We start from the raw sequence: 21,495 nt of genomic DNA, 5'->3' as shown, positions 1-21,495 counted from the left end.
GTAATCGCGAGGGCGGTGACGTGAGCAAACGGCCAAAGACGGCGGGCTCCTTCCTGTCGCGGCTGCGCCGGCCGGCCAGCCGGCTCCGGGACATGCCGATCTGGTCCAAGCTCGGTCTCATCATGATCGTGCCGACCATCGCCACGGTCGTCGTGGGCACCAGTGGTCTCGTCGACCACGTGGAGACGCTCAACAATGCCAACCGAGCTGGCGATCTGGCGAACCTGTCGAGCTATTCAGGTGACCTGGTCGACGCATTGCAGGACGAGCGGACCGCCGCCGTGCTGCTGCTGGGCGCGGACGGGACGCAGCCGACGGCGCAGTACCAAGAGGCCTACAACCGGGTGAACTCCCGGGTGGATCAGGAGGCGGGCCCCTACCGCCAGCAGCGGACCGAGATCGAGGACCTGCCGAGCAGCCTGGAAGGCCTCCTCAACAGCATCGACCAGAACCTGCAGGACCTGTCGGGCGTGCGCAGTCAGGTGTTCAACGGAAAGCTCGCGCTCACCGAGACCGTGCAGGCGTACGAGGGCCTGATCAGCGACCTGCTCGCCATCCGCGACTCGTCCACGCAGCTCGCCGGTGACAACCAACTGAGCGACCGGATGCGCGCCGCCGCGGCCGTCGCCCGCGAGAAGGAATTCCTCGCCGTACGCCGGGTTGTGGTGCACCGCGCGCTGGGCGTCAAGGGCGGACGACGCCTGACCCCGGCACTGCGCAGGGACTACGTCGCCAGTGACACCGGCCAGCAGCAGGCGTTGCAGAGCTTCAAGGCCGTCGCCACCGAGGCCGACGCCAAGTTCCACGACCAGACGGTCGCGGGCGGCGACCGCCGGCAGGCCCAGAACTACACCGGCTGGATCGACGGCAACACCACAGGCGACATGCGCGGTGCGCCGTTCGGCCCGGACCAGTGGGAAGCCGCCATGACGGCCAACGCCAAGCTGATCCGCGCCGTCGAGACGAAACTCGACCGCGAAGTGGTCGACCAGGCCGACGCTCTCCGCTCGGACGTCCAGCGCCAGGTCTTCCTGGAGACCGGCCTGCTGCTCAGCATGCTGCTGCTGGCCATCCTCTTCGCGTACCTGGTCGCCCGCTCGATGGCCCGCTCACTGCGTGAGCTGCGGCAGGGCGCGCTCTCCGTCGCCCAGTACGGTCTGCCGCAGGCGGTGGCCCGCCTGCGCGACCCGCAGGTCGTCGGGCAGCTCTCCCCGGTGCAGTTGGCCAACCAGATCGCCGAACCGCTGCCGGTGCGCAGCAAGGACGAGTTCGGTCAGGTGACCGAGGCGTTCAACGCCGTCCACCTGGAAGCCGTCCGTACGGCCGCCGAGCAGGCGGCGCTGCGCGCCTCCGTCGCGACCATGTTCGTCAACCTGGCCCGCCGTTCCCAGATCCTGGTCGACCGCCTCATCGGGCACCTCGACCGGCTGGAGCGCGGCGAGGAGGACCCGGACCGGCTGGCCGAGCTGTTCCAGCTCGACCACCTGGCCACCCGGATGCGCCGTAACGACGAGAACCTGCTGGTGCTCGCCGGTGCCGACTCCACTCGTGTGCAGCGTGAGCCGGCCGCCCTCATCGACGTGCTGCGCGCCGCGCAGTCCGAGGTCGAGCACTACACCCGGATCGAGTTCGGCGTCATCGACCGTGACATCGAGGTCGCCGCGCACGCGGTCAACGACCTGGTGCACCTCGTCGCGGAGCTGTTCGACAACGCCACCGCGTTCTCGCCGCCCGACTCGCAGGTCATGGTCGAGGCTCGCCGTGTCGGTGACCGCTCCTCGCTGTACGTCGAGGACCGCGGCATCGGCATCAGCGCCGACCAGTTGCACGACCTCAACGAGCGGCTCGCGACGCCGCCGCAGGTGGACGTGGCCGTGTCCCGGATGATGGGCCTGGTCGTGGTCGCCCGGCTGGCGTCCCGGCACGGTGTCCGGGTCGAGCTGCGCCCCGGCAACGATCGCGGCACGGTCGCCGACGTGACCCTGCCCACCTCGGTGCTGGTGCCTCGGGCGCTGTCCGGTCGGGTGCAGCAGCCGCCGGCATTGCCAGCGGCCGGTGCACCCCAGTTCGGCGGTCCGCAGTCCGGTGCTCCGCAGTCCGGTGCACCCCAGTTCGGCGGTCCGCAGTCCGGTGCTCCCCAGTTCGGTGGTCCGCAGTCCGGTGGGCCCGCGCCGGTCTTCGGCGCGCTGCCCGCGCTGGGCAACGGCCCCCGCCCGAGCGAGTCCGGTAACCAGGTCACCCTGGGCGGTCGTCCGTTCGACCCCGCTTCGCGCAACGGTGCCGGCACCCCCGCCAACGGCGGCGGGTACCGCTCGATGCCGGCCTGGTCCGACCTGACCGGTGCGGCCGGGACGAACGGCGTCAACGGCGGCGACGGGTTCACCCCCCGGTCGGCCAACGGCCAGGAAACCGACCCGCTGCCGCAGCGCCGCGCCGGGGACGAGACCCCGACCACCGGCCAGCAGCCGCCCATCCCGCGTCAGCTGCCGAGCAGCCCCGAGGCGCACCCGTACTCGGCGCCGCCGGTCTCCGCGCAGCCCTACTCCGGCGCGCCGGTCTCCGCCTCGCCGGCGTCCGGCCAGCCGTACTCCGGGCAGCCCTACTCGGGTGCGCCGTACACCGGCGCGCCGGTGTCCGCCGCTCCGGCCTCCGGGCAGCCGTACGCCGGTCCGCCGGTGTCGGCGTCGCCCGTCTCGGCCTCGCCGGCGTCCGGTCAGCCGTACTCGAACCAGCCGTACTCGGCGCCACCCGCCTCCGGTCAGTCGTTCAGTGGCTTCGCGCCCCGATCCGCCCCGCCCGCGCAGGCAGCCAGCGCCCCGGCACCTCCGGCCTGGCCGCCAGTGCCGGGCAGTGACCGGGACACGGCCACCCCACCGGTGCCCGAGCGGCTGGCCGCGGCGCTGGACATGACCACGGAGCTGCCGCGTGTGCCGCGACCCGGCGAGCAGCCGGCCGCAGCCCAGCCTCCGGCTCCCGCGCCGACCCCGGCAGCAGCTCCGGCTCCGGCTCCGCAGACTCGGCCGGCGCCGCAGCAGCCGCAGGCGCAGAACCGACAGCGGTACGCGGACGAGACGATGGAGCTGCCGATCTTCCGGGAGCTCGAGTCGGCCTGGTTCCGTACCCGTCGCCCGGGCTCCGAGGAGACCGCGGCCGGCGCCCAGCCAGCGACGAACGGCGACTCCGCGACCCAGCAGTTCGCCACGGTCGAGGCCACCGGTCGGGCAGTCCACAAGACACCACCCGGGACGACAGGTAACACACCGATGGCAGACACTCCGACGGTCGGAGGAGCGCCGCGGGACAACGGCTCCACAGCGAACGAGGGCACCCGTCCCAGCCTCGCCGAGAGCCTGCCGAACCGCAGGCCCCAACCGCAGAGCAACGGCTGGCAGACCGCCGCCGACGACGGCTGGCGTGCTGCCTCCGCGGCGGCCGGCGCGACGCCGGTGAGCGAGACCACCACGACCGGTCTGCCGAAACGCAAGCCGATGGCGCAGCTGGTGCCCGGCGCGGTGGAGAAGCCCACCACCTCGGTCCAGCGGCGCTCCCCGGAGGCGGTCCGTGGCCTGCTCTCCGCCTACCACCGGGGCGTGCAGCGAGGGCGTAGCACCTCGGACAACCCGACCAGCCCGGAGGCGACTCCGGGAGGGCAATCCTCGCAGTCTGGCTCAGGCCCGGTGGCCGGGAGCGGGCAGAAGGAGCAAGAAGGATGACAACTACGCAGGATCTTGGTTGGCTGCTGGCCAACTTCGCCGACCGGGTGCCCGGCGTCGCGCACGCGGTCGCCGTATCGGCGGACGGCCTACTCCTCGCGTCGTCACGGGATCTGCCGCGCGACCGGGCAGACCAGCTCGCCGCGATCTCGTCGGGTCTGGTCAGCCTGACCCAGGGGGCAGCCCGCTGCTTCGAGGGAGGCGCGGTGTTGCAGACCGTCGTGGAGATGGACAATGGCTTCCTGTTCCTGATGTCCATCTCGGACGGCTCGTCCTTCGCCGTGCTGGCGGCCCGCAGCTCCGACGTGGGCCAGGTTGGCTACGAGATGGCGCTGCTGGTCGACCGGGTGGGCGACGCGCTGACCCCGCAGCCGCGTGCGGCTGCGGGCATGCTGGGCTGACGTTTCGCCGATCGTGAGGTCGGCGCGACTGCAACAACGACAACGACGGGTTTCACCGGTGGGAGCCGGTAACGGGTGCGAAGGAGGTGAGCGGCGAGATGGCCGATCGTGACGAACCGACCGGAGCGTTGGTCCGTCCATACGCCGTGACCCGTGGCCGTACCCGTCCCCGGCTCGACATCGCGCTGGAGGCGCTCGTCGAGACGACGGTGCGCGGCCGTACCGCTGCCAATGGCAACGGTGGTGGCCGCGAACACCAGTACATCGCCGCGCTGTGTGACGGACGCGTGCAATCGCTCGCGGAGATCGCGGCGCGGATGCAGCTCCCGCTCGGTGTGGCCCGGGTGCTCATCGCCGACATGGCGACGGACGGCCTGGTCGCGGTCCACGAGCCGACCATTTTGGACGACTCCGACGACGCGGTGGGCACTGAACTGCTGGAGAGGGTGCTGAGTGGACTTCGCAGGCTCTGACATGTCGCACCGGCCGCCGAACCCGAGCGGCCGCGTGACGTCGGCGAAGATCGTTATCGCCGGTGGATTCGGCGTCGGTAAGACGACGCTGGTCGGCTCGGTCTCGGAGATCACGCCGCTGACCACCGAGGCCATCATGACCTCCGCTGGCGTGGGCGTCGACGACACCCGGCAGGTGCCGGGCAAGACGACGACCACGGTGGCCATGGACTTCGGCCGGATCTCGATCGACCGTGACCTGATCCTGTACCTGTTCGGTACGCCGGGTCAGACCCGTTTCTGGTTCATGTGGGACGAACTGGTGCGGGGTGCGATCGGTGCGGTCGTGCTGGTGGACACCCGCCGGCTGGCCGACTGCTTCGCGGCGATCGACTTCTTCGAGCACCGACGCCTGCCGTACCTGGTGGCGATCAACTGCTTCGACGGGATGCAGTACCACGACCCGCAGGACGTCCGGGACGCCTTGGCGATCTCGAGCGACGTGCCGGTGGTGGCCTGCGACGCCCGTAACCGGGAGTCGACGAAGCACGTGCTGATCTCGCTTGTCGAGTACGTGCTGACCATGCGCCGTACGCGCGCCGTCGCCCCGGCCTGATCGCGGCGCTGCACGCCCCGGTGGTGGCTCCGGCCGCCACCGGGCGTTGCCAGCCGCCCCGGTGAGTTCCTCCGCGCTGGCCCGTCGCCCAGACGGGCCGGCGCGCCGCCAAGCCGCCTCCTGACGTCCTGGAAGCTGTCCGCCCCTACCCGGGGCACAAGCCCACCCACGGACCTCGCGAGGCGGCTTCTGCGTACCCGCGATCGACCTGCTGACGTGAGAACGCCCCCAGCCAACTGGCCTGGGGGCGTCCTCACGTGTGCGGAAGGGTCAGGACTGGTAGCCCGCCGAGCGGTACTCGTACTCCCGGTCGTCGTCGCGGTCCCCGTGGTCGCGGCTGAAGTCCCAGCCGCCAGCCGCCTCGCGACCAGGCCGACCACCCACCGCGAAACCGCCGATCTCCTGGCCTCGACGCCAGCCCCGGAAGTAGCCTGTCGTGTTCTCCGCGAGGCTTGCCGCATCACGCACTATCCGCAATGGGCGCTCCTCGCGTATCGGGGAACCCGGCACCAGGTTGGCCTGCGGCACGCGCTTCGGCAGCCCGGCGTTGGTCTCGGCGCCCACCGCCGGGCGAGCGGCCTGCTCAGCTGCCTGCCAGCCGGTGTCGGCCGTGGTCGACCAGTCCAGGTCGGACTCCTCGGGCTGCCCGACGAACCAGGCGGACTTGGCCTGCGCGAAGATCAGCAGATCGCCGTCACCCTCGTCGGCGACCGGCGGCGGCCGGTGCTCCATCGGCGGAGGTCGGTGCTCCATCGGCGGCGGCCGGTGCTCCACCGGGGGCGGTGGCCGGTGCTCGGCGCGCTCGCCACGGGCGGCAGCCCGACCGTTACGAGCGGCCTGCTCGCGGTCGACCAGACGCAGCGGGGGCGTCTCCAGGTGCTGGTCCGCAGGAGGGTTGAGCCCTTCGCGCAGCGCCCGGTCGGCCAGCGGCGGCGGCTCCACGAGCCGCAGCATCGGTGGCTCCGGTGGCAGGTCGTCCGCCAACCAAGGCGGGGTGACCCGACCATCGGCCCGGCCCGGGTCGGTCGGGGCGTCGACGCGGCTGCCGTACGAGTAGGCCACCGGGTTGTTCGGTGAGCTGTCGGACGGGTCCTCCGGGTTGTTGACCAGCGGCCAGTTGGCACGTGAACCGGGCGGCGCGGTCTCCTGCCCGGGTCGGGGGGTCGGCACCGGAATGCTGAGATCGGTGGCGCTGAACCCGCCGGTGGGTGGCTCGTCGACCGGGCGTTGCAGGTGGCTCGGCCGGGGCTCGCCGTTGGTCTTGGGGCGGGGCGGAATGACCGTACGCTGCCGTTCGGCCCGGGCGTTGTTGATCGCGGCGGTGGTCAGCGTCGGCCGGAACGGCTCACCGGCCTCGGCCGGAGGCACCAGGCCGCGCTGTGTCGGCGCGATCGGGGTGATCCCAGGCGGTGGAGGCGGCGGCGCGGAGACCGGTCGGTTGGTCGGGCCGTCGATCCGGCTGGAGACCTGCTCGGTGCGCCCGGGCAGCGTGGACGACGGCGGACCAGCCATCGCCGCCGGAGTCATCGGCGCGGGTGCGACCGGCGGCGGTGTGACCGGCGCCGGGGCGACCGGTGGTGGCCCGAGCGGGCGGGGCGACGCCAGCGGCGCGTTGCCGGAGACCGGCTCGGGACGGCTGCGGCGCCCGACGGCGGGTGCCGGCTCGACGGCTGGCGGGGTGGGCCGGACCGACCGCAACCCGGCGTTGGTGCCGGCGAGGCCGGTCAAACCGGCGTTGGTGCCGGCCAGCCCGGCGTTGGTGCCGGCCAGACCGGTCAGCTCGCCGACGGACTCGCCGCGGCGGGCAGCGGCCCGGCGGCCGGGCGCCTGGACGGACGTGCTGACCCGTGAGCTGAGCGCGCTGACCAGCGCCTCACACCCGGCGTCGCAGGCCCGTACGGAGGCGACGGCCTGGCGGACCGTCTCGGCCACCGCGGACGTGAGGGCACGGTTGACCGCAGCGCGTCGGGGTGTCTCGGAGATGGCGACCCGCAGGGCGGTGACCGCATCGTTGATCTCCTCGGCATCGGCGACCCCGTCGGCGGCGAGGTGCGCGGCGATGGCATCCGCCGCCACCGACACCTCGCGGCCCCGGGCCACGGTGCCGCCGAGCATGCCCGGCTCGGGCAGCGCGTCCAGCACCGCCAGCGAGACCGGCTCGGCCGGGTCCGGGTATGCGCGCAGGGCCGCCGGGTAGAGCTCCCGCAGAACCTCGCGCAGCGCCACGGCGGCGGAGTGTCGACCGCTGGCCAGCGCGGCGTGCGCGGCGAGCACCTGCTTGTAGCCGGCGAGGTCCCGAGGCGCCGGCAGGGTGACGGCGGAGAGCGCCCCCGCCTGCAACGCGCGGGCCAGGCCGACCGCCCGTCGTTCGGCCGGAGGCGACTGCATCTCCTCCAGGGAGTCGTCGTCGGCGAACCGCTCGGCGAAGTCGTCCACCGAGTCGTCGTCGGCGATCGCCAGGGGTCGCCCCGCCGCGCTCAGCAGCGAGGTGACCGTGTGGTCGTCGCTGTCGGCGGCGATTGCCGCACCGCTCGGCCCGCCCGACCGCTCCACGAGCAGCGCGACGAGCTGGGCGTAGCCAGCGGCGTCATCGCTGATCTCGCAGACATGCAGCAGACGGCCTGCGTCGTCGACCACAGCGGACGTCAGCGTCGAACCGGCGGAGGCCGGTCGGTCAGCCGGATCCGCCGAGGCCAGACCGCAGTAAACGCGCACGAGCGCCACGGCGTCGTCCTCCTCCCGGGACAGGTCTTTCCTCTGCCAGCAACTGATGCTCCCCGGTACGGGTCAGTCGCGCCAGTCCACCACCGCAGAGATCTTGCCGACAATGGTGCGCCAACCCAAACTCGCGGTCTGCGCCCCGATCTTCTTCAGCCGTCGCCGACCCATGAACGCGCCGATTCCGCCGTTGGCGGTGGCGCGCAGCGCCTCGTCCAGGTCGTCGAGGCTGGAGCCGGCGGAGAGCATGTCGAGTACCGCAGGCAGCCGCAATGCGTACGAGAGGTCACGTGCGGCCTCGCCGGCCTCGATCAGCAGGGTCGAATCCCACGTGTCGTGCCCGCCGCGCAGGTTCTCCACGACCAGGTCGAGCTCGTAGGTGTCCTCGTCGAGCGGAGCGATATCTGCCGGCTCCACCCGTTCGGACAATTCATTCCAGCTGTCCAGTTGGGACAGATCGTTGGGCGCACCGGATCGGATGAAACTGACAAGCGACTCGGGGGTCTTGAACAGCAACAGCTTGCCCCGGTTGCTGAGGAAGACCGGCACCTCCTCGTCGTCCGCCTCGTCGGCCTCGTCCGTGACGGCCTCGTCGGACTCGTCGTCGGTGTCGGCCGCGGCAGCGCCATCGCGCCGGCGGCGCGTCGACTCGTCGTCCTCGTCCTCGGCGGCGAACTCCTCGGCCAGCTCCTCGTCGAGGATGACGACGGTCTCGTCGTCGTCCTCCTCCTCGACCGCCTGGCGGCGGGCGAGGAACGGGTCGTCCTGGTCGCGCTCGGTCACGTCGGTCGGGGTCAGCGAGCTGGCCGGCCGGTACGCCCGGAGCGTGAAGCCGGTGCCGGCGGGCAGCGCGATCTCCACTGGGTCGATGCGCAGCTCGTCCCAGAGCGAACGGTCGATCGACGCCGACGGGCGGTCGGTCTCCTCGGTCTCATCTGGCTCGGCCGTGCCGGTGGTGTCGTCGAGCTCGGGCTCGTCGGCGTCGGGCCGTTGGGGCGACTGGCGGGCCACGCTGACCTCCGTGTGCTTCGGGTTGCCCACCCACCGGGGTCTCTGACCGGCGAGTGACTCTGGGCACATACCCTAGTCGGCGGCCCTGGGTGACCGATGCCCGCACCCCGGTGGCCGGTTGACGCACGGGTCCGACCTGCTGGTGCTCACCGCTGGCGAAGCGGCCGTTCGACAAGTAGCGTAGCTACGCATGAAGGCCCAGGCGCTGCACGGCCATCTCGACGCTCTGCTGCTCGCCGTTCTCGAACAGGGCGCGCTGCACGGCTACGCGATCATCGAGGCGCTGCGTGCCCGCAGCGACGGCAATCTGGACCTACCCACCGGCACCATCTATCCGGCACTCCGTCGCCTGGAACGCGCCGGCCACGTGGCGAGCACCTGGAGCACGGTCAGCGGCCGGGAACGGCGGACTTACCAGCTCACCGACTCCGGCAGGCGGGCGCTGGCCGGGGAGCGCGCCGGTTGGCGCGAGTTCCAGGTGACCGTCGGCCGGTTCCTCGACCCCGGCAGCCCGCCCACCCCGGCCTGACCCTCTCGGGTCGGCCGCCGATCAGCGGACGGTGGCCCGGAACCAGCCGCGCGCCGCGCGGGTCAGCGAGAAGTATCCGCCGCCCACCAGCACGCCCCCGATGATCATCGGGGGCCAGCGCAGCGCCGCGTCCCAGAGGTTGAGGGACCAGGTGAAGAGGGCGCAGCCGGTGAGCATGGCGAGGGCCAGCAGGCCGGTCAGGCCGGCGCCCACCGCGCGTTGCGCCAGGGCCAGGCTCGGCCGAGGGGCCCGCGCGCTGACCCAGACCACCAGCAGGCCCGCCACCGAGAGCAGCAGCGCGCTCATCCAGACCCAGTCGACCGAGTTGGAGAGCAACAGGTAGCCGGCCGGGGGGCGCGGGCCGCCACTCCAGCTCGCCCCGCGCCAGGTCAGATCGCCGGCGGCCACGCCCACGCCGGCGACAGCGAGCATCCGCAGGGAGAGCCCACGCAGGGCGGCCACCGCCAGCTCGGCCTGCCAGGAGGGGAGCAGCTGCGCCGGCGAGCCGAACTCGGCCACCGCCCGGCGCTGCGCCTCGGTGGGCGGCACCCCGCTCTCGCGGTACGCCTCGACGGCGTCCAGCAGCCCGTGCCGGGCCTCGGTCAGCAGCTCGGACTTGAGTCGCGCCGGCCCCTGCAACCGAGCGCCCAGATCCCGCAGGTGCTCGTCGACCAACACATCCTCAGCACGCGCCATGGCACCACCCTGCCACGGACTCCGACGGGTCGACGTCCGGGAGAACCCTGGTCCGTCCCCGAGGCCGGTCAGGGGGCGAGCGCCAGGTAACCCCGTTCGGCCGCGGCCTGGAGCAACCACTGGTCCCGGTACCAGCCCGGAACGGCGACCAGTTCGGCGTGCCGACCGCGCTGGGTCACCCTGCCGCCGTCCAGGACCACGATCTCGTCCAGCTCGGCCAGACCGCTGAGTCGGTGGCTGATCAGCAGCACCGAGTGCCCGGCGGGGGTGGCGGCGAGGGCGGACGCGAGCACCGCGTCCGCGGCGGCCGGGTCCAGACCTTCGGTGGGCTCGTCGAGCACCAGCACCGGCGGCGCGGCCAGCAGGGCCCGGGCGAGCGCCAGTCGCTGCCGCTGCCCGCCGGAGAGCTGCCCGCCCTCCTCGCCGACGAGCGTGTCCCAGCCTGCCGGCTGGGCGTGGACCCAGTCCAGGAGGCCGGCGGCGGCGGTGGCTCCGGTCAGCTCCTCCTCGCCTGCCCCGGCGCGCCCGAGCAGCAGGTTCTCCCGCACCGTGGCGTGGAAGACGTACGCCTCGGCCAACAGCCCGCCGACCGCGCGGGGCAGCGCCTCCTCGGCGTACGCCGAGAGGTCGTGACCGTCCAGGGTCACCCGGCCGGACGCGGGCCGGACGGCGCCGGTCAGCACGGCGGCCAGGGTGCTCTTGCCGGCGCCACTCGGGCCGACGACCGCGATCCGGCGTCCCGGCGGCAGGTCCAGGCTGACGTCGTCCAGGGCGGGCGCCGCGCCGGCCCGGTATCGCACTGTCACGTCGACGAGGCGCAGCTCGTGCGGGCCGGTCAGGTCCGTGGGGCCGTTCGCGGGCGGCGGGGTCGGCGGGTCCGTGTCGAGCAGGTCGGCCACCCGGGTCAGCCCGGGCCGCAGTTGCGTCCACTGTCGGGCCGCCGCGACCAGCGCCAGTGTCACCTCGACGGCGGCCAGCGCGCCGACGGCCAGGACGCCCACCAGCACCCCCGACACGTCGGCGGCGAGCGCGACCAGCACCACCGCCGCGGCGGTCACGCCGGCGGTCAGCACGCCGGCCGCGTCCACCGCGAACCCGGTGGCGGCCAGCCGACGTTCCAGCCGGGCCAGCCGGTGGGCGCGCTGCTCGGCGGCGCGCAGCGTGACATCTGTCGCCCCGAAGGCGGCCAGGTCGGCTGCGCCGTGGGTGAGGTCGATCGCGTCGGTGGCCAGCGCGCCCCGCAGGGGGGCCACCTCGGCCGCGCTGCGGCGGGTGACCGCGGTGGCCAGTGCGGGCAGGGCCACCCCGGCAACCAGCAGCCCGACGGCGAGCGCGCCGGCGGCCGGTGGTGAGATCAGCGCCGCCACGGCGACCGCCAGCACACCGACCAGCGCCGCCGCCGAACCGGGGACCAGCACCCGCAGCAGCAGGTCCTGGACGGCCTCCACGTCGGAGACCAGGCGGCTCAGCACGTCCCCCGAGCGGTGCGCCGGCCCACGGCGGGCCGCCAGGGTGGCGAAGACCCGGGCCCGCACGTCGGTGATCATGCGGAGCACCGCGTCGTGCCCGGCGAGCCGTTCGCTGTAGCGGAACACGCCCCGGCTGATCGCCAGCGCCCGGACCGCGACGATCGCCACGGTGAGGCGGTCCAGCGGAGGCTGGCCGGCGGCGCTCATCAGCAGCCAGGTGGCGGTGGCCATCAGGGCGAGCCCGGCGAACTCGGTGGCGGCTGCCAGCAGCCCGGCTCCGACCAGGCGGCCCAGGTACGGGCGGGCCAGTCGCAGCACGGCCCGCTCGGCGGCGGCGCGCCCGGCCGGCGCCGAGTCGGCCGCCGCCGTCGGCCCGTGTTCCCTGTTCATCGGGTGGTCTTTCCGGTCGGCTCGGGCGTCAACTCGGTGACCCGGCCGTCCTCGACGCGCAGGATCCGGTCGGCGTCGGCGAGCAGCGCCGGTCGGTGCGCGACCAGCAGCGCGGTCCGCCCGGCGACCAGGCGACGGGTGGCGTCGAGCACCACCGCCTCGGCCGCCGTGTCGAGTCGGGCGGTGGGTTCGTCGAGCAGCACCACCGGGGCGGCACGCAGGAACGCCCGGGCCAGGGCCACCCGCTGCCGCTGCCCGCTGGACAGCCCGTGGCCGCGCTCGCCGAGCACTGTGTCCAGACCGTCGGGCAGGCCGGCCACCACGTCGTCCAGGGCCGCGTCGTGCACGGCGGCGGTGAGTGCGTCGGCCGGGGTGTCCGGGGCGCCGAGGCGGATGTTGTCGGCCAGCGAGGCGGCGAAGAGGTGCGCCCGCTGCGGCACCCAGGCGAGTTGCCGACGCCAGGCGTCCGGGTCGGCGGTGGCGAGGTCGACCCCGCCCACCGTGATCCGGCCGCCGGTCGGCGTCACGAAGCCGAGTAGCAGGCCGAGCAGGGTGCTCTTGCCGGCGCCGCTGGGCCCGATGATGGCGATCCGCTCGCCGGGCCGGATGGTCAGGGTCACGTCGCGCAGCGCGGTGGTCCGCTCGTACGCCACGGTCACCCCCTCGAACCGGATCTCGGCCCGCGCGGGCGGGGTGGACGCGCCCTCGGCGGCCCGGGGTGGGGCGGGCGCGGCGGAGACGGTCAGTGCCTCGTCCAGCGCGGCCAGGCCCTCCATGCTGGCGTGGAAGCGGCTGCCGGCGGCCCGCAGCGGCAGGTACGCCTCCGGGGTGAGCAGCAACACCAGCAGCGCGGTCTGCAGGGCCAGCCCGCCGCCGAGCAACCGGATGCCGACCGGCACCGCGACCAGCGCCACCGAGAGGGTGGCGACCAACTCCAGCACCAAAGCGGAGAGGAAAGCGATCCGCAGCGTCTTCATGGTGGCCACGCGGTGACCGTCGGCCATCCGGCGCACCACCTCGGTCTGCGCCCGGGCCCGGCCGAACGCGCGCAGAGTGGGCAGCCCGGCGACCATGTCCAGGAAGTGCCCGCCGAGCAGCGCGAGTCGCCGCCACTGCCGTTCGGTGGCGGCCTGCGCCTGCCAGCCGAGCAGCGCTCCGAAGACCGGGATCAGCGGCAGGGTCAGCGCGATGATCACCGCCGAGCTCCAGTCGGCGAAGACGACCCGGGCCAGCACCGCCAGGGGCACCGTCACGCTGAGCACCAGCTGTGGCAGGTACCCGGTGAAGTACGCGTCCAGCGCGTCCAACCCGCGGCCGGCCAGGGTGGCGATCTCACCGGCCCGCTGCCCGGCCACCCAGCCGGGCCCGTGCCGGCCCACCGCACCGAGCAGGTCGGCCCGCAGCGCGGCCTTGACCGTGGCGGCGACCCGCGCGGAGACCGTGCCCTGCGCCCAGACCAGGGCCGAGCGGACGGCGACCGCGCCCACGAAGCCGGCCAGCGCCTGTCGATCCAGCCGACCGTCGATCGCGGTGGCCAGCAGCGACGCGAGCGCGGTGGCCTGCGCCACGATCAACCCGGCGGCCAGCACCCCGAGGAGCGCGAGCACGGCGAGATCGCCCCGGGCCGCAGGGACCCGGCGCAGCAGACGCGGATCGAACGGACGGCGGCTCACCAGTACACCGGTGCCCTACCGTCGGTCCGTCCTCGGAAAACCCACCAGCACATCGCCTGGAAGCCTAGTAGGGCCGGAAGTAGCGGCAGCGCCACCCAGCCCAGCAGCCGCAGGGTCGGGGCGCTGGCGGCGGCGTCGGCCACCCGCAGCGAGGCGTCCGGGTCGGTCGTGGACACCAGCACGTAGGGCCAGAGAGCGGCTCCGACCAGCACCACCGGCAGCGCCAGGGCCACGCCGGTGGCGACCAGAGCCCACCCCGGCCGCCCCCGCGTCAGCGCCGCGCGGGCCGCCAGCAGCGCCGCCACGAGCAGCACCGGCAGGAGTACGGCCACCGCCGGCCGCTGCACGGCGTCGCGTACCCGGGTGGAGAGCAGGCCCACGACGGTGGCCAGGGCGACCGCGGTGAGCGTTACCGGCACCAGCCGGCGGGCCGTACGGCCGACCACGGCGGCGGCCTCGGCGGACAGGCGCAGGGCGAGGAAGGTCGCCCCGTGCACCGCGACCAGGGTGACCATGGCCAGCCCGGCGGCGGCCGCGAACGGGGTGGCCAGGTGCGTGACCCCGGCGACGTGCCCGTCGGCCTGGAGCGGCACACCCTGCAACAGCGCGGCGAGCAGCGCGCCCCAACCCAGCGCGGCGAGGGCGCTGCCGATCACCATCACGCGGTCCCAGCGGGCGCGGACCCGCTCGTCGCTCGGCCGGCTGCGCAGCTGCACCCCGACCGTGACCAGGATGACGCCGGCCAGGGCGCCGACGACGACCGGATAGCAGCCGGCCAGCAACTCGCCCTCCAGGAGGGGGAACGCGCCGAAGAGGATGCCCACGGCGGCCACCAGCCAGACCTCGTTGCCGAGGAAGAACGGGCCGAGGGCGGTGAGCGTCTCCCGCCGCCCGGCCGGACCGACGCCCCGGGCGAGCAGCAGCCCGACACCGTAGTCGTAGCCGGCGAGCACCAGGTAGCTGGCGAAGAAGAGGCCGAGCAGGGCATACCAGGCGAGGTCCACGGTCTACTCCTCGGTGCTCAGATGAGGACGGGTTCGGGGTGGGCCGGCTCGCTGGGCGGTGCCGGTGGGCGGCCGAGCGCCGGGTCGGCCGCGCCGCGTCTGGCGTGCCGGGCGAGCAGCACCCAGTTGGTGACGGCGAGGGCGCCCAGCAGCAGGCTGAACCCGATCAGCGAGGCGAGCATCAGTGGCGCGCCGACCGGGGAGACGGCCTGCTCGGTGGGGAGCAGCCCGTACGCCACCCAGGGTTGACGGCCGACCTCCCGGGAGATCCAGCCGAGGATCACGGCGACGAACGGCAGCGGCAGGGCGAGCAGGATCAGCCAGAGCGGGAAGCGCAGTCGGATGATCCAGTCCCGGAAGAGCAGGGGCAGCAGCAACCAGACGCAGCCCAGGGTGAAGCCGATCAAGATCATGAAGCCCAACCCGACGCTGGCCAGCACCGGCGGGGTGTAGTCGCCGGGGCCGAAGCGGGTGGTCCACTCGGCGATCAGCGCCCGGCTCTCCGGGTTGTCGCCGCCGAACTTGGTCGGCTGCACCGTGCCCACCGGGCCGAACTGGGCGAAACCGAAACCCTGCACCATCGTGATGGCCAGTGCCGCGGTGACCAGACCGATCCGTAGTGAGGTGCGGAAGAGCGCGAAGTCCGGGGTACGCCGAATCAGGTGCCCGGCGCTGACCGCCGCCATCAGCATCCCGCCGACCAGCAGCGCTGCCGAGACCACGTGCCCGAAGGCCATGCCGAGGCTGGGGTTGGTGAGCAGCGCGCCGAAGTCGGTGAGGTGGGCGATCCCGTCGCGGACCTCGTAACCGACCGGGTTCTGCAGCCAGGAGTTGGCCACCATGATCCAGAACGCCGAGGCGTACGCGGTGATCGCCACGCCCCAGAGCAGCGCGAGGTGGACGCCCTTGCCGAGTCGGTGCCAGCCGAAGATCCACATCCCGAGGAACGTGGACTCCAGGAAGAACGCCACGAGCGTCTCGATGGCCAGGGGCGCTCCGAAGACGTTGCCGACGTAGCGCGACAGGCCACTCCAGTTCAGCCCGAACTGGAACTCCATCACGATCCCGGTGGCGATGCCCAGCACGTAGTTGATCACGTAGAGCTGACCCCAGTAGCGGGTCAGCCGCTCCCACTTCGGGTTGCCGGTGAGCACCCAGGCGGTCTGCATGCCGACCAGCAGGGTGACCAGACCGAGCGTGACGACCACGAACAGAAAGTGGATCGAGGTGGTGGTGGCGAACTGCAGGCGGGCGAGGAGCAGGGTGTCCATGACCAGCCCTCCAAAGCGTTGGGTCCCTTGTCGTAGCCACCCTACACGTAGCATCACTACATGTCTGCCTACTACGCCCTGTCGTAGACAAAGGTACTACGCCACGTAGTACTGGAGGAAGGTCGATTTACGGGCGTTTTGTTGCCCAGCACAAGTCCATGATCGGCGACGTGGTTCCTGGTGCCGGTTGGCGGGCAGCGGTTCCGCCGAACGCGACGGCGTTGACCTGGATGTAGTGGTCTCGCGGCACCGGGGTGCCCCTCGATCCTGGATCGAGTGCGATCTTGCGAGGAGGCGTGCGCGGGGCTGCGCTGCCGCGCGGGTCTGCCGCTTGGCGCAGCGGCGCCTTGTGCCTGTCAGCTCAGGAAGAGGGTGACCGGGAGGGCGACAAGTGTGGTGGCGACCGCGAGGGCGGCGGCACCGAGCACCCGGGGCGGCCGGTCGCTGACCAGTAGGCGCTGCACCCGTACGTCGAGATCCCGGTCGCCCATGCCCAGCGCGCCGGCCGGGGTGATCCGGTGCCCGGCGGCGGCGAACCGGCGCAGTGCCCCCGCCAGGGGGGCCTCGGCGTGCAGCTCGCGGGCCTTGTCGTCGGCGCGCATCTCGACCAGCAGGGCGACCCGCTCGTGCGCGTCGCGCACCCAGCCGAACCACGGCAGCGCCCGGCACAGCGCGGTGAACGGCAGCAGCACCAGGTCGTGCCGCTCGTGGGCGTGCGCGCGCTCGTGGCTGAGCACCGCGGCCAGCTCGGCTCGGTCCAACAGGCTCAGGGTGCCGGCGCTGACCACCACCTGCGGCTTCACGCCTGGCAGGCAGTACGCGGCGGCGCTCGGATGATCCAGCACCAGCGCGCCCGGCGCCGCCGGGTCGTTCCGGGCGACCAGGGAGAGCAGGTCCCGGTGGCGACGCTGGGCGCGTACGGTGCCGTGGATGCTGCGGACGGTCGTCGTGACCAGCACCGCTCCGATGCCGAAGCCCACGCCGACGCCGGCCAGGTGGAACGTGCCCACCCCGATCGGCAGGGCGCCGTGGGCGAGGTCGTTGGCCAGGGCGAGCAGTGCGCCACCGGTCGACCGGTCGTACGCGCTCAACCCGAGCGCCATCGGCAGGCCCATCGCCGACAGGCCCAGTGCCAGCCCGACGGCCTGCCAGCAGACGATCGCCACCCGAGGGCTGCGCCACGTCCAGGTGGAGCGGGCCAGCACCTGGGCGGTCAGATAGCAGGCCAGCATCGTGGCGGCGAAATGCACGGCGTAGGCCATGGCGTGTGCCCTACCGCTCCGCTGCCTCGCCGGCGGGCCGTCGGCCCGCCGGCCCGTCCACCCGATCGGTCAGGGCGTCGGCCCCGACCGCGTCGCCGCCGGTGGAGCCCGGCCCGGTCAGGCCGGCCTCGCTGCCCAGGGCCGCCCGCAGCACCTCGGCCTCGGTGCCGGTCACCGAGCGGGCGAACCGCACCAGCGCGGCGTCCCGGCTGCCACCCAGGTCGAGGGCGTCGAGCATGAGTTGGGCGATGTGCGCCTCGCGGCTGGCCGCCGGCCGGTACCGCCAGGCCCGACCCTCCCGCTCCCGTTGCACCATGCCCTTGCCGGCGAGCCGGTCCAGCACGGTCATGACCGTGGTGTACGCCAGCTCGCGGCCATCGAGCGCGTCGGCCACCTCGCGCACGGTCACACCGTCCGACGTGCCGGGAACCACGTCCCACAGCACGTCCATCACCGCACGCTCAAGATCGCCCAACCGAGTCACAAGCCAATCCTACCCCCGGTAGTAGACCCCCCACCGACCCAGCCGTCCCCACCCCGTCCCACCCCACCCCAGCGGTGATCATGAGGTCGACCGGCTGGACGGAGATCAAACACCCCGCCAACCAGCCAGGACCGGCGGCACCGGTCAAGATCCGGACAAGAACAGGGTTGTTGCTGCCTCGGGCGCGCGGGAGGCAGCAACAACCCTGACGTTGCGCGGATCCTGACCTGGCACCGCCGGCGGATCCGGGTCAGCGGTTCAGCGGGGCTTGGGCGGTGCGGGGGAGGGCCGGTGAGCCGGGGGCGATGCCCCGCTGACCGGCAACCCGACCCGAGGCGGTACCTCTGAGCTGACTCACCCGACGAACCCGGCCCACGTCAGGTTTTCCGGGGGAGCCCGCCCACGCAGGGATCAAGCCTGACCGCCCGGAGTCGGCGGGCTCCCCCGGAAAACCCCAAGGCCGAGCTAAGACGATCACACCCCCTTGGGATGCCACACCGTCTTCGTCTCCAACAGCGCGGTCATCGGCGCCACCCCCGGGTCGACCGACCAGTCGTGGTCGGCCGGAGCCGGCCGGAGGACCCGCTTCAGGTTCTCCGCCGCCTTGACCTCCAGGTCGGTGGCGAGCGCGGTGTCGGTCACCCCGGTCAGGTCGATCGCGTTGACGTCCATGTGCGCCGCCAACGTCGGCGCGGTCTCGGTGATCGCGCCGGTGAGGATGTTGACCACACCACCGGGCAGGTCGGAGGTGGCCAGCACCTCGGCCAGCGTCACCGCCGCCAGGGGCTCGCTCGGGGAGGCGGCCACCACCACCGTGTTGCCGGTGACGATCGCCGGGGCAATCACGCTGACCAGGCCGAGCAGCGCCGGGCGCTCCGGGGCGACCACCGCGACCACGCCTGTCGGCTCGGGCGCGGAGATGTTGAAGTAGGGGCCGGCGACCGGGTTGGCCCCGCCGTACACCTGGGCGAGCTTGTCGGCCCAGCCGGCGTACCAGACCCAGCGGTCGACCGCGGCGTCCACCTCGTCGCCGGGGATGCCCAGGGCGACGAACTGCTCGCGGCGGCCCTCCAGCATCTCGGCGGCCCGGTAGAGGATCTGACCCCGGTTGTACGCGGTCGCGCCGGCCCAGCCCTTGACGGCGGCGCGGGCGGCGACCACCGCGTCCCGGGCGTCCTTGCGGGAGGCCAGTGACACATTCGAGGACTGCACGAGATACGACCGTCCCGACTCGCTGCGCGGGAACTTCCCGCCGATGAAGAGCTTGTACGTCTTGCGTACCGCGACCCGCTCAGACATTGAGGTAGCCCTCCAGCCCGTGCCGGCCGCCCTCGCGACCGTAGCCCGACTCCTTGTACCCACCGAACGGCGAGGTGGGGTCGAACTTGTTGAAGGTGTTGGCCCAGACGACGCCGGCGCGCAGCCGGTCGGCCATCCACAGGATCCGGGAGCCCTTGTCGCTCCAGATCCCGGCCGACAGCCCGTACGGCGTGTTGTTGGCCTTCTCCACCGCCTCGGCCGGGGTGCGGAAGGTGAGCACCGACAGCACCGGCCCGAAGATCTCCTCGCGGGCGATGCGGTGTGCCTGGGTGACGCCCGTGAAGATGGTCGGCGCGAACCAGAAGCCCCGGTCGGGCAGGTCGCACGGCGGTGACCAGCGCTCGGCGCCCTCGGCCGAGCCGGCGTCGGACAGCTCGCGGATCCGCTCCAGCTGGGCGGCCGAGTTGATCGCGCCGACGTCGGTGTTCTTGTCCAGCGGGTCGCCGACGCGGAGCTGGGCCATCCGTCGCTTCAGCGACTCCAGCACCCGGTCGGCCACGTTCTCCTGGACCAGCAGTCGGGAGCCGGCGCAGCAGACGTGCCCCTGGTTGAAGAAGATGCCGTTGACGATGCCCTCGACGGCCTGGTCGACGGGTGCGTCGTCGAAGACGATGTTGGCGGCCTTGCCGCCCAGTTCCAGGGTGAGCTTCTTGCGGGTGCCGGCGATCGACCGGGCGATGGCCCGGCCCACCTCGGTGGAGCCGGTGAAGGCCACCTTGTCCACGCCGGGGTGCTCGACAAGCGCGCGACCGGTGTCGCCGGCGCCGGTGAGGATGTTGACCACACCGGCCGGCAGGTCGGCCTGCTGGCAGATCTCCGCGAAGAGCAACGCGGTCAGCGGGGTGGTCTCGGCCGGCTTCAGCACCACCGTGTTGCCCGCGGCGAGCGCCGGGGCGATCTTCCAGGCCAGCATGAGCAGCGGAAAGTTCCACGGAATGACCTGCGCGGCCACGCCGATCGGCTGCGGGTCGGCGCCGAACCCGGCGTGCTCCAGCTTGTCGGCCCAGCCGGCGTAGTAGAAGAAGTGCGCGGCGACCAGCGGCAGGTCGACGTCGCGGCTCTCCCGGATCGGCTTGCCGTTGTCCAGTGACTCCAGGACGGCCAGCTCGCGGGAGCGCTCCTGGATCAGCCGGGCGATCCGGTACAGGTACTTCGCCCGGTCGCGGCCGGGCATGGGACCCCAGACCTTTTCGTACGCCTTCCGGGCGGCGCGCACCGCGCGCTCCACGTCCTGGGCGCCGGCTTCGGCGACCTCGGCCAGCACCTCCTCGGAGGCGGGGTTGATCGACTTGAAGCTGCCACCGTCGGTCGGGTCGACGAACGCGCCGTCGATGAACAGCCCGTACGAGGGTTTGAGGTCCACCACCGAGCGGGACTCGGGGGCGGGGGCGTATTCGAACATCGGCTATCAGTCCAGGGTGAAGTAGTCGGGACCGGAGTAGGTGCCGGTCGTCAGCTTGGTGCGCTGCATCAGCAGGTCGTTGAGCAGGCTGGACGCGCCGAAGCGGAACCAGTCCGGGTCGAGCCAGTCCGGGCCGACGGTCTCGTTGACCATCACCAGGTACTTGATCGCGTCCTTGGTGGTCTTGATGCCACCGGCGGGCTTCACGCCCACCTGCCGCCCGGTCGCCTCGCGGAAGTCGCGGACCGCTTCCAGCATCACCAGGGTCACCGGCATCGTCGCCGCGACCGGGACCTTGCCGGTGGAGGTCTTGATGAAGTCGCCGCCGGCCAGCATGGCCAGCCAGGAGGCCCGCCGGACGTTGTCGTAGGTGGCCAGCTCGCCGGTCTCCAGGATCACCTTGAGGTGGGCGTCCCCGGAGGCTTCCTTGGTGGCCACGATCTCGTCGTAGACCTCCTTGTACCGCCCGGCCAGGAACGCGCCCCGGTTGATCACCATGTCGATCTCGTCGGCGCCGGCCGCGACGGCGGCCCGGGTGTCGGCCAGCTTGATCTCCAACGGCGCCTGACCCGACGGGAACGCGGTCGCCACGCTGGCCAGGTGCACGTCACTGCCGCGCAGCACCTCGGCCACGTAGGGGACCATCGCCGGGTAGACGCAGACCGCGCCGACGTGTGGGCAGGACGGGTCGGCCGGGTCCGGGCGCAGGGCCTTCGCGGCGAGCGCGCGCACCTTGCCCGGGGTGTCCGCCCCTTCCAGGGTGGTCAAATCGACCATCCGGATCGCCAGGTCGATCGCCTGGGCCTTGGCGGTGGTCTTGATGGAGCGGGTGCCGAGTTGTGCCGCCCGTTGCTCCGCGCCGACCTGGTCCACGCCGGGCAGGCCGTGCAGGAAGGTCCGCAGAGCGGTCTCGGATCGTCCCAGCTCGGAGAGCTCCGACCGGGCCGACGTCGTTGTCGCCGTCATGCCGAGAAGTCTACGCACCGGACCGCCGAGTGATCTTGCTCACGAGCGCTCGGTGCTGCTCCGACGTGAGCGGCGTCCCTGGTCCGGCGGCACCCGCACCGCCGCGCGCTACGGACCG

The 21,495-nt window shown here is 72.9% G+C and carries 17 protein-coding genes; 5 read left to right on the top strand and 12 right to left on the bottom strand.

Translation table 11 applies throughout. The features are described 5' to 3' along the window. Nucleotides 1-20: 20 nt before the first annotated feature. From ACLQ3B_RS06610 to ACLQ3B_RS06595, 4 genes are all read left to right on the top strand, one after another. The gene (locus ACLQ3B_RS06610) at nucleotides 21-3,713 is read left to right on the top strand and encodes a nitrate- and nitrite sensing domain-containing protein (protein WP_425778310.1); all 3,693 of its coding nucleotides are present in this window, start codon (nucleotides 21-23) and stop codon (nucleotides 3,711-3,713) included. Further along, nucleotides 3,710-4,114 (top strand): roadblock/LC7 domain-containing protein, encoded by a 405-nt coding sequence (locus ACLQ3B_RS06605; RefSeq protein WP_030329023.1) that lies wholly within the window; start codon nucleotides 3,710-3,712, stop codon nucleotides 4,112-4,114. The genes ACLQ3B_RS06610 and ACLQ3B_RS06605 overlap by 4 nt, the downstream gene beginning before the upstream one ends. Nucleotides 4,115-4,212: 98 nt before the next feature. After that, on the top strand, nucleotides 4,213-4,587 hold the full coding sequence (locus ACLQ3B_RS06600; protein ID WP_124820399.1) for a DUF742 domain-containing protein: 375 nt from the start codon (nucleotides 4,213-4,215) through the stop codon (nucleotides 4,585-4,587). A gap of 1 nt (nucleotide 4,588) precedes the next feature. Continuing rightward, complete coding sequence (locus ACLQ3B_RS06595; protein WP_007455465.1) at nucleotides 4,589-5,182, top strand: GTP-binding protein; 594 nt, start codon at nucleotides 4,589-4,591, stop codon at nucleotides 5,180-5,182. Nucleotides 5,183-5,452: 270 nt separating this feature from the next. Here ACLQ3B_RS06595 and ACLQ3B_RS06590 read toward each other — a convergent pair whose 3' ends face one another. Both ACLQ3B_RS06590 and ACLQ3B_RS06585 read right to left on the bottom strand, forming a co-directional pair. Next, nucleotides 5,453-7,930, bottom strand: coding sequence for a transposase (locus ACLQ3B_RS06590; protein WP_425779794.1), 2,478 nt, complete (start codon nucleotides 7,928-7,930; stop codon nucleotides 5,453-5,455). 39 nt (nucleotides 7,931-7,969) lie between these two features. After that, nucleotides 7,970-8,941 (bottom strand): DNA primase, encoded by a 972-nt coding sequence (locus tag ACLQ3B_RS06585; RefSeq protein WP_425778308.1) that lies wholly within the window; start codon nucleotides 8,939-8,941, stop codon nucleotides 7,970-7,972. Between the two features lie 160 nt (nucleotides 8,942-9,101). Between ACLQ3B_RS06585 and ACLQ3B_RS06580 the strand changes: the two genes are divergently transcribed. After that, complete coding sequence (locus tag ACLQ3B_RS06580) at nucleotides 9,102-9,440, top strand: PadR family transcriptional regulator (RefSeq protein WP_425778306.1); 339 nt, start codon at nucleotides 9,102-9,104, stop codon at nucleotides 9,438-9,440. Between the two features lie 21 nt (nucleotides 9,441-9,461). Here the strand turns inward: ACLQ3B_RS06580 and ACLQ3B_RS06575 are convergent, their stop codons facing one another. From ACLQ3B_RS06575 to deoC, 10 genes are all read right to left on the bottom strand, one after another. Further along, nucleotides 9,462-10,136 (bottom strand): permease prefix domain 1-containing protein, encoded by a 675-nt coding sequence (locus tag ACLQ3B_RS06575; protein WP_425778304.1) that lies wholly within the window; start codon nucleotides 10,134-10,136, stop codon nucleotides 9,462-9,464. 68 nt (nucleotides 10,137-10,204) lie between these two features. After that, nucleotides 10,205-11,995 (bottom strand): thiol reductant ABC exporter subunit CydC, encoded by a 1,791-nt coding sequence (gene cydC, locus ACLQ3B_RS06570; protein ID WP_425778302.1) that lies wholly within the window; start codon nucleotides 11,993-11,995, stop codon nucleotides 10,205-10,207. Further along, nucleotides 11,992-13,668: a thiol reductant ABC exporter subunit CydD gene (gene cydD, locus ACLQ3B_RS06565; protein ID WP_425778300.1), complete on the bottom strand. Its 1,677-nt coding sequence runs from the start codon at nucleotides 13,666-13,668 to the stop codon at nucleotides 11,992-11,994. Before cydD ends, cydC begins: the two co-directional genes overlap by 4 nt. Beyond that, the gene (locus ACLQ3B_RS06560) at nucleotides 13,665-14,672 is read right to left on the bottom strand and encodes a cytochrome d ubiquinol oxidase subunit II (protein ID WP_425778298.1); all 1,008 of its coding nucleotides are present in this window, start codon (nucleotides 14,670-14,672) and stop codon (nucleotides 13,665-13,667) included. The genes cydD and ACLQ3B_RS06560 overlap by 4 nt, the downstream gene beginning before the upstream one ends. A 17-nt stretch (nucleotides 14,673-14,689) precedes the next feature. After that, nucleotides 14,690-15,943, bottom strand: coding sequence for a cytochrome ubiquinol oxidase subunit I (locus ACLQ3B_RS06555; RefSeq protein ID WP_425778296.1), 1,254 nt, complete (start codon nucleotides 15,941-15,943; stop codon nucleotides 14,690-14,692). Nucleotides 15,944-16,299: 356 nt separating this feature from the next. Beyond that, nucleotides 16,300-17,205, bottom strand: coding sequence for a M56 family metallopeptidase (locus ACLQ3B_RS06550; RefSeq protein ID WP_425778294.1), 906 nt, complete (start codon nucleotides 17,203-17,205; stop codon nucleotides 16,300-16,302). 10 nt (nucleotides 17,206-17,215) lie between these two features. Further along, nucleotides 17,216-17,689, bottom strand: a complete 474-nt coding sequence (locus ACLQ3B_RS06545) for a BlaI/MecI/CopY family transcriptional regulator (RefSeq protein WP_425778292.1) — start codon at nucleotides 17,687-17,689, stop codon at nucleotides 17,216-17,218. 474 nt (nucleotides 17,690-18,163) lie between these two features. After that, a complete protein-coding gene (locus ACLQ3B_RS06540; protein WP_425778290.1) occupies nucleotides 18,164-18,988 on the bottom strand; it encodes an aldehyde dehydrogenase family protein in 825 nt (274 codons plus the stop codon). Then, on the bottom strand, nucleotides 18,981-20,411 hold the full coding sequence (locus tag ACLQ3B_RS06535) for an aldehyde dehydrogenase family protein (RefSeq protein WP_425778288.1): 1,431 nt from the start codon (nucleotides 20,409-20,411) through the stop codon (nucleotides 18,981-18,983). The genes ACLQ3B_RS06540 and ACLQ3B_RS06535 overlap by 8 nt, the downstream gene beginning before the upstream one ends. 6 nt (nucleotides 20,412-20,417) lie before the next feature. Next, nucleotides 20,418-21,377, bottom strand: a complete 960-nt coding sequence (gene deoC, locus ACLQ3B_RS06530) for a deoxyribose-phosphate aldolase (protein WP_425778286.1) — start codon at nucleotides 21,375-21,377, stop codon at nucleotides 20,418-20,420. Nucleotides 21,378-21,495 lie beyond the last annotated feature (118 nt).

This window comes from Micromonospora sp. DT53, from assembly GCF_049841535.1.
GTDB lineage: Bacteria > Actinomycetota > Actinomycetes > Mycobacteriales > Micromonosporaceae > Micromonospora.
This window is presented reverse-complemented; position numbering and strand designations above follow the sequence as displayed.

Bases quoted from the DNA above. Each gene is read 5' to 3' on its own strand.
- ACLQ3B_RS06605 (WP_030329023.1), top strand. From the start codon at position 3,710: ATGACAACTACGCAGGATCTTGGTTGGCTGCTGGCCAACTTCGCCGAC.
- ACLQ3B_RS06600 (WP_124820399.1), top strand. From the start codon at position 4,213: ATGGCCGATCGTGACGAACCGACCGGAGCGTTGGTCCGTCCATACGCC.
- ACLQ3B_RS06595 (WP_007455465.1), top strand. From the start codon at position 4,589: ATGTCGCACCGGCCGCCGAACCCGAGCGGCCGCGTGACGTCGGCGAAG.
- ACLQ3B_RS06580 (WP_425778306.1), top strand. From the start codon at position 9,102: ATGAAGGCCCAGGCGCTGCACGGCCATCTCGACGCTCTGCTGCTCGCC.
- ACLQ3B_RS06575 (WP_425778304.1), bottom strand. From the start codon at position 10,136: ATGGCGCGTGCTGAGGATGTGTTGGTCGACGAGCACCTGCGGGATCTG.
- cydC (WP_425778302.1), bottom strand. From the start codon at position 11,995: ATGAACAGGGAACACGGGCCGACGGCGGCGGCCGACTCGGCGCCGGCC.
- ACLQ3B_RS06555 (WP_425778296.1), bottom strand. From the start codon at position 15,943: ATGGACACCCTGCTCCTCGCCCGCCTGCAGTTCGCCACCACCACCTCG.
- ACLQ3B_RS06550 (WP_425778294.1), bottom strand. From the start codon at position 17,205: ATGGCCTACGCCGTGCATTTCGCCGCCACGATGCTGGCCTGCTATCTG.
- ACLQ3B_RS06540 (WP_425778290.1), bottom strand. From the start codon at position 18,988: ATGTCTGAGCGGGTCGCGGTACGCAAGACGTACAAGCTCTTCATCGGC.
- ACLQ3B_RS06535 (WP_425778288.1), bottom strand. From the start codon at position 20,411: ATGTTCGAATACGCCCCCGCCCCCGAGTCCCGCTCGGTGGTGGACCTC.
- deoC (WP_425778286.1), bottom strand. From the start codon at position 21,377: ATGACGGCGACAACGACGTCGGCCCGGTCGGAGCTCTCCGAGCTGGGA.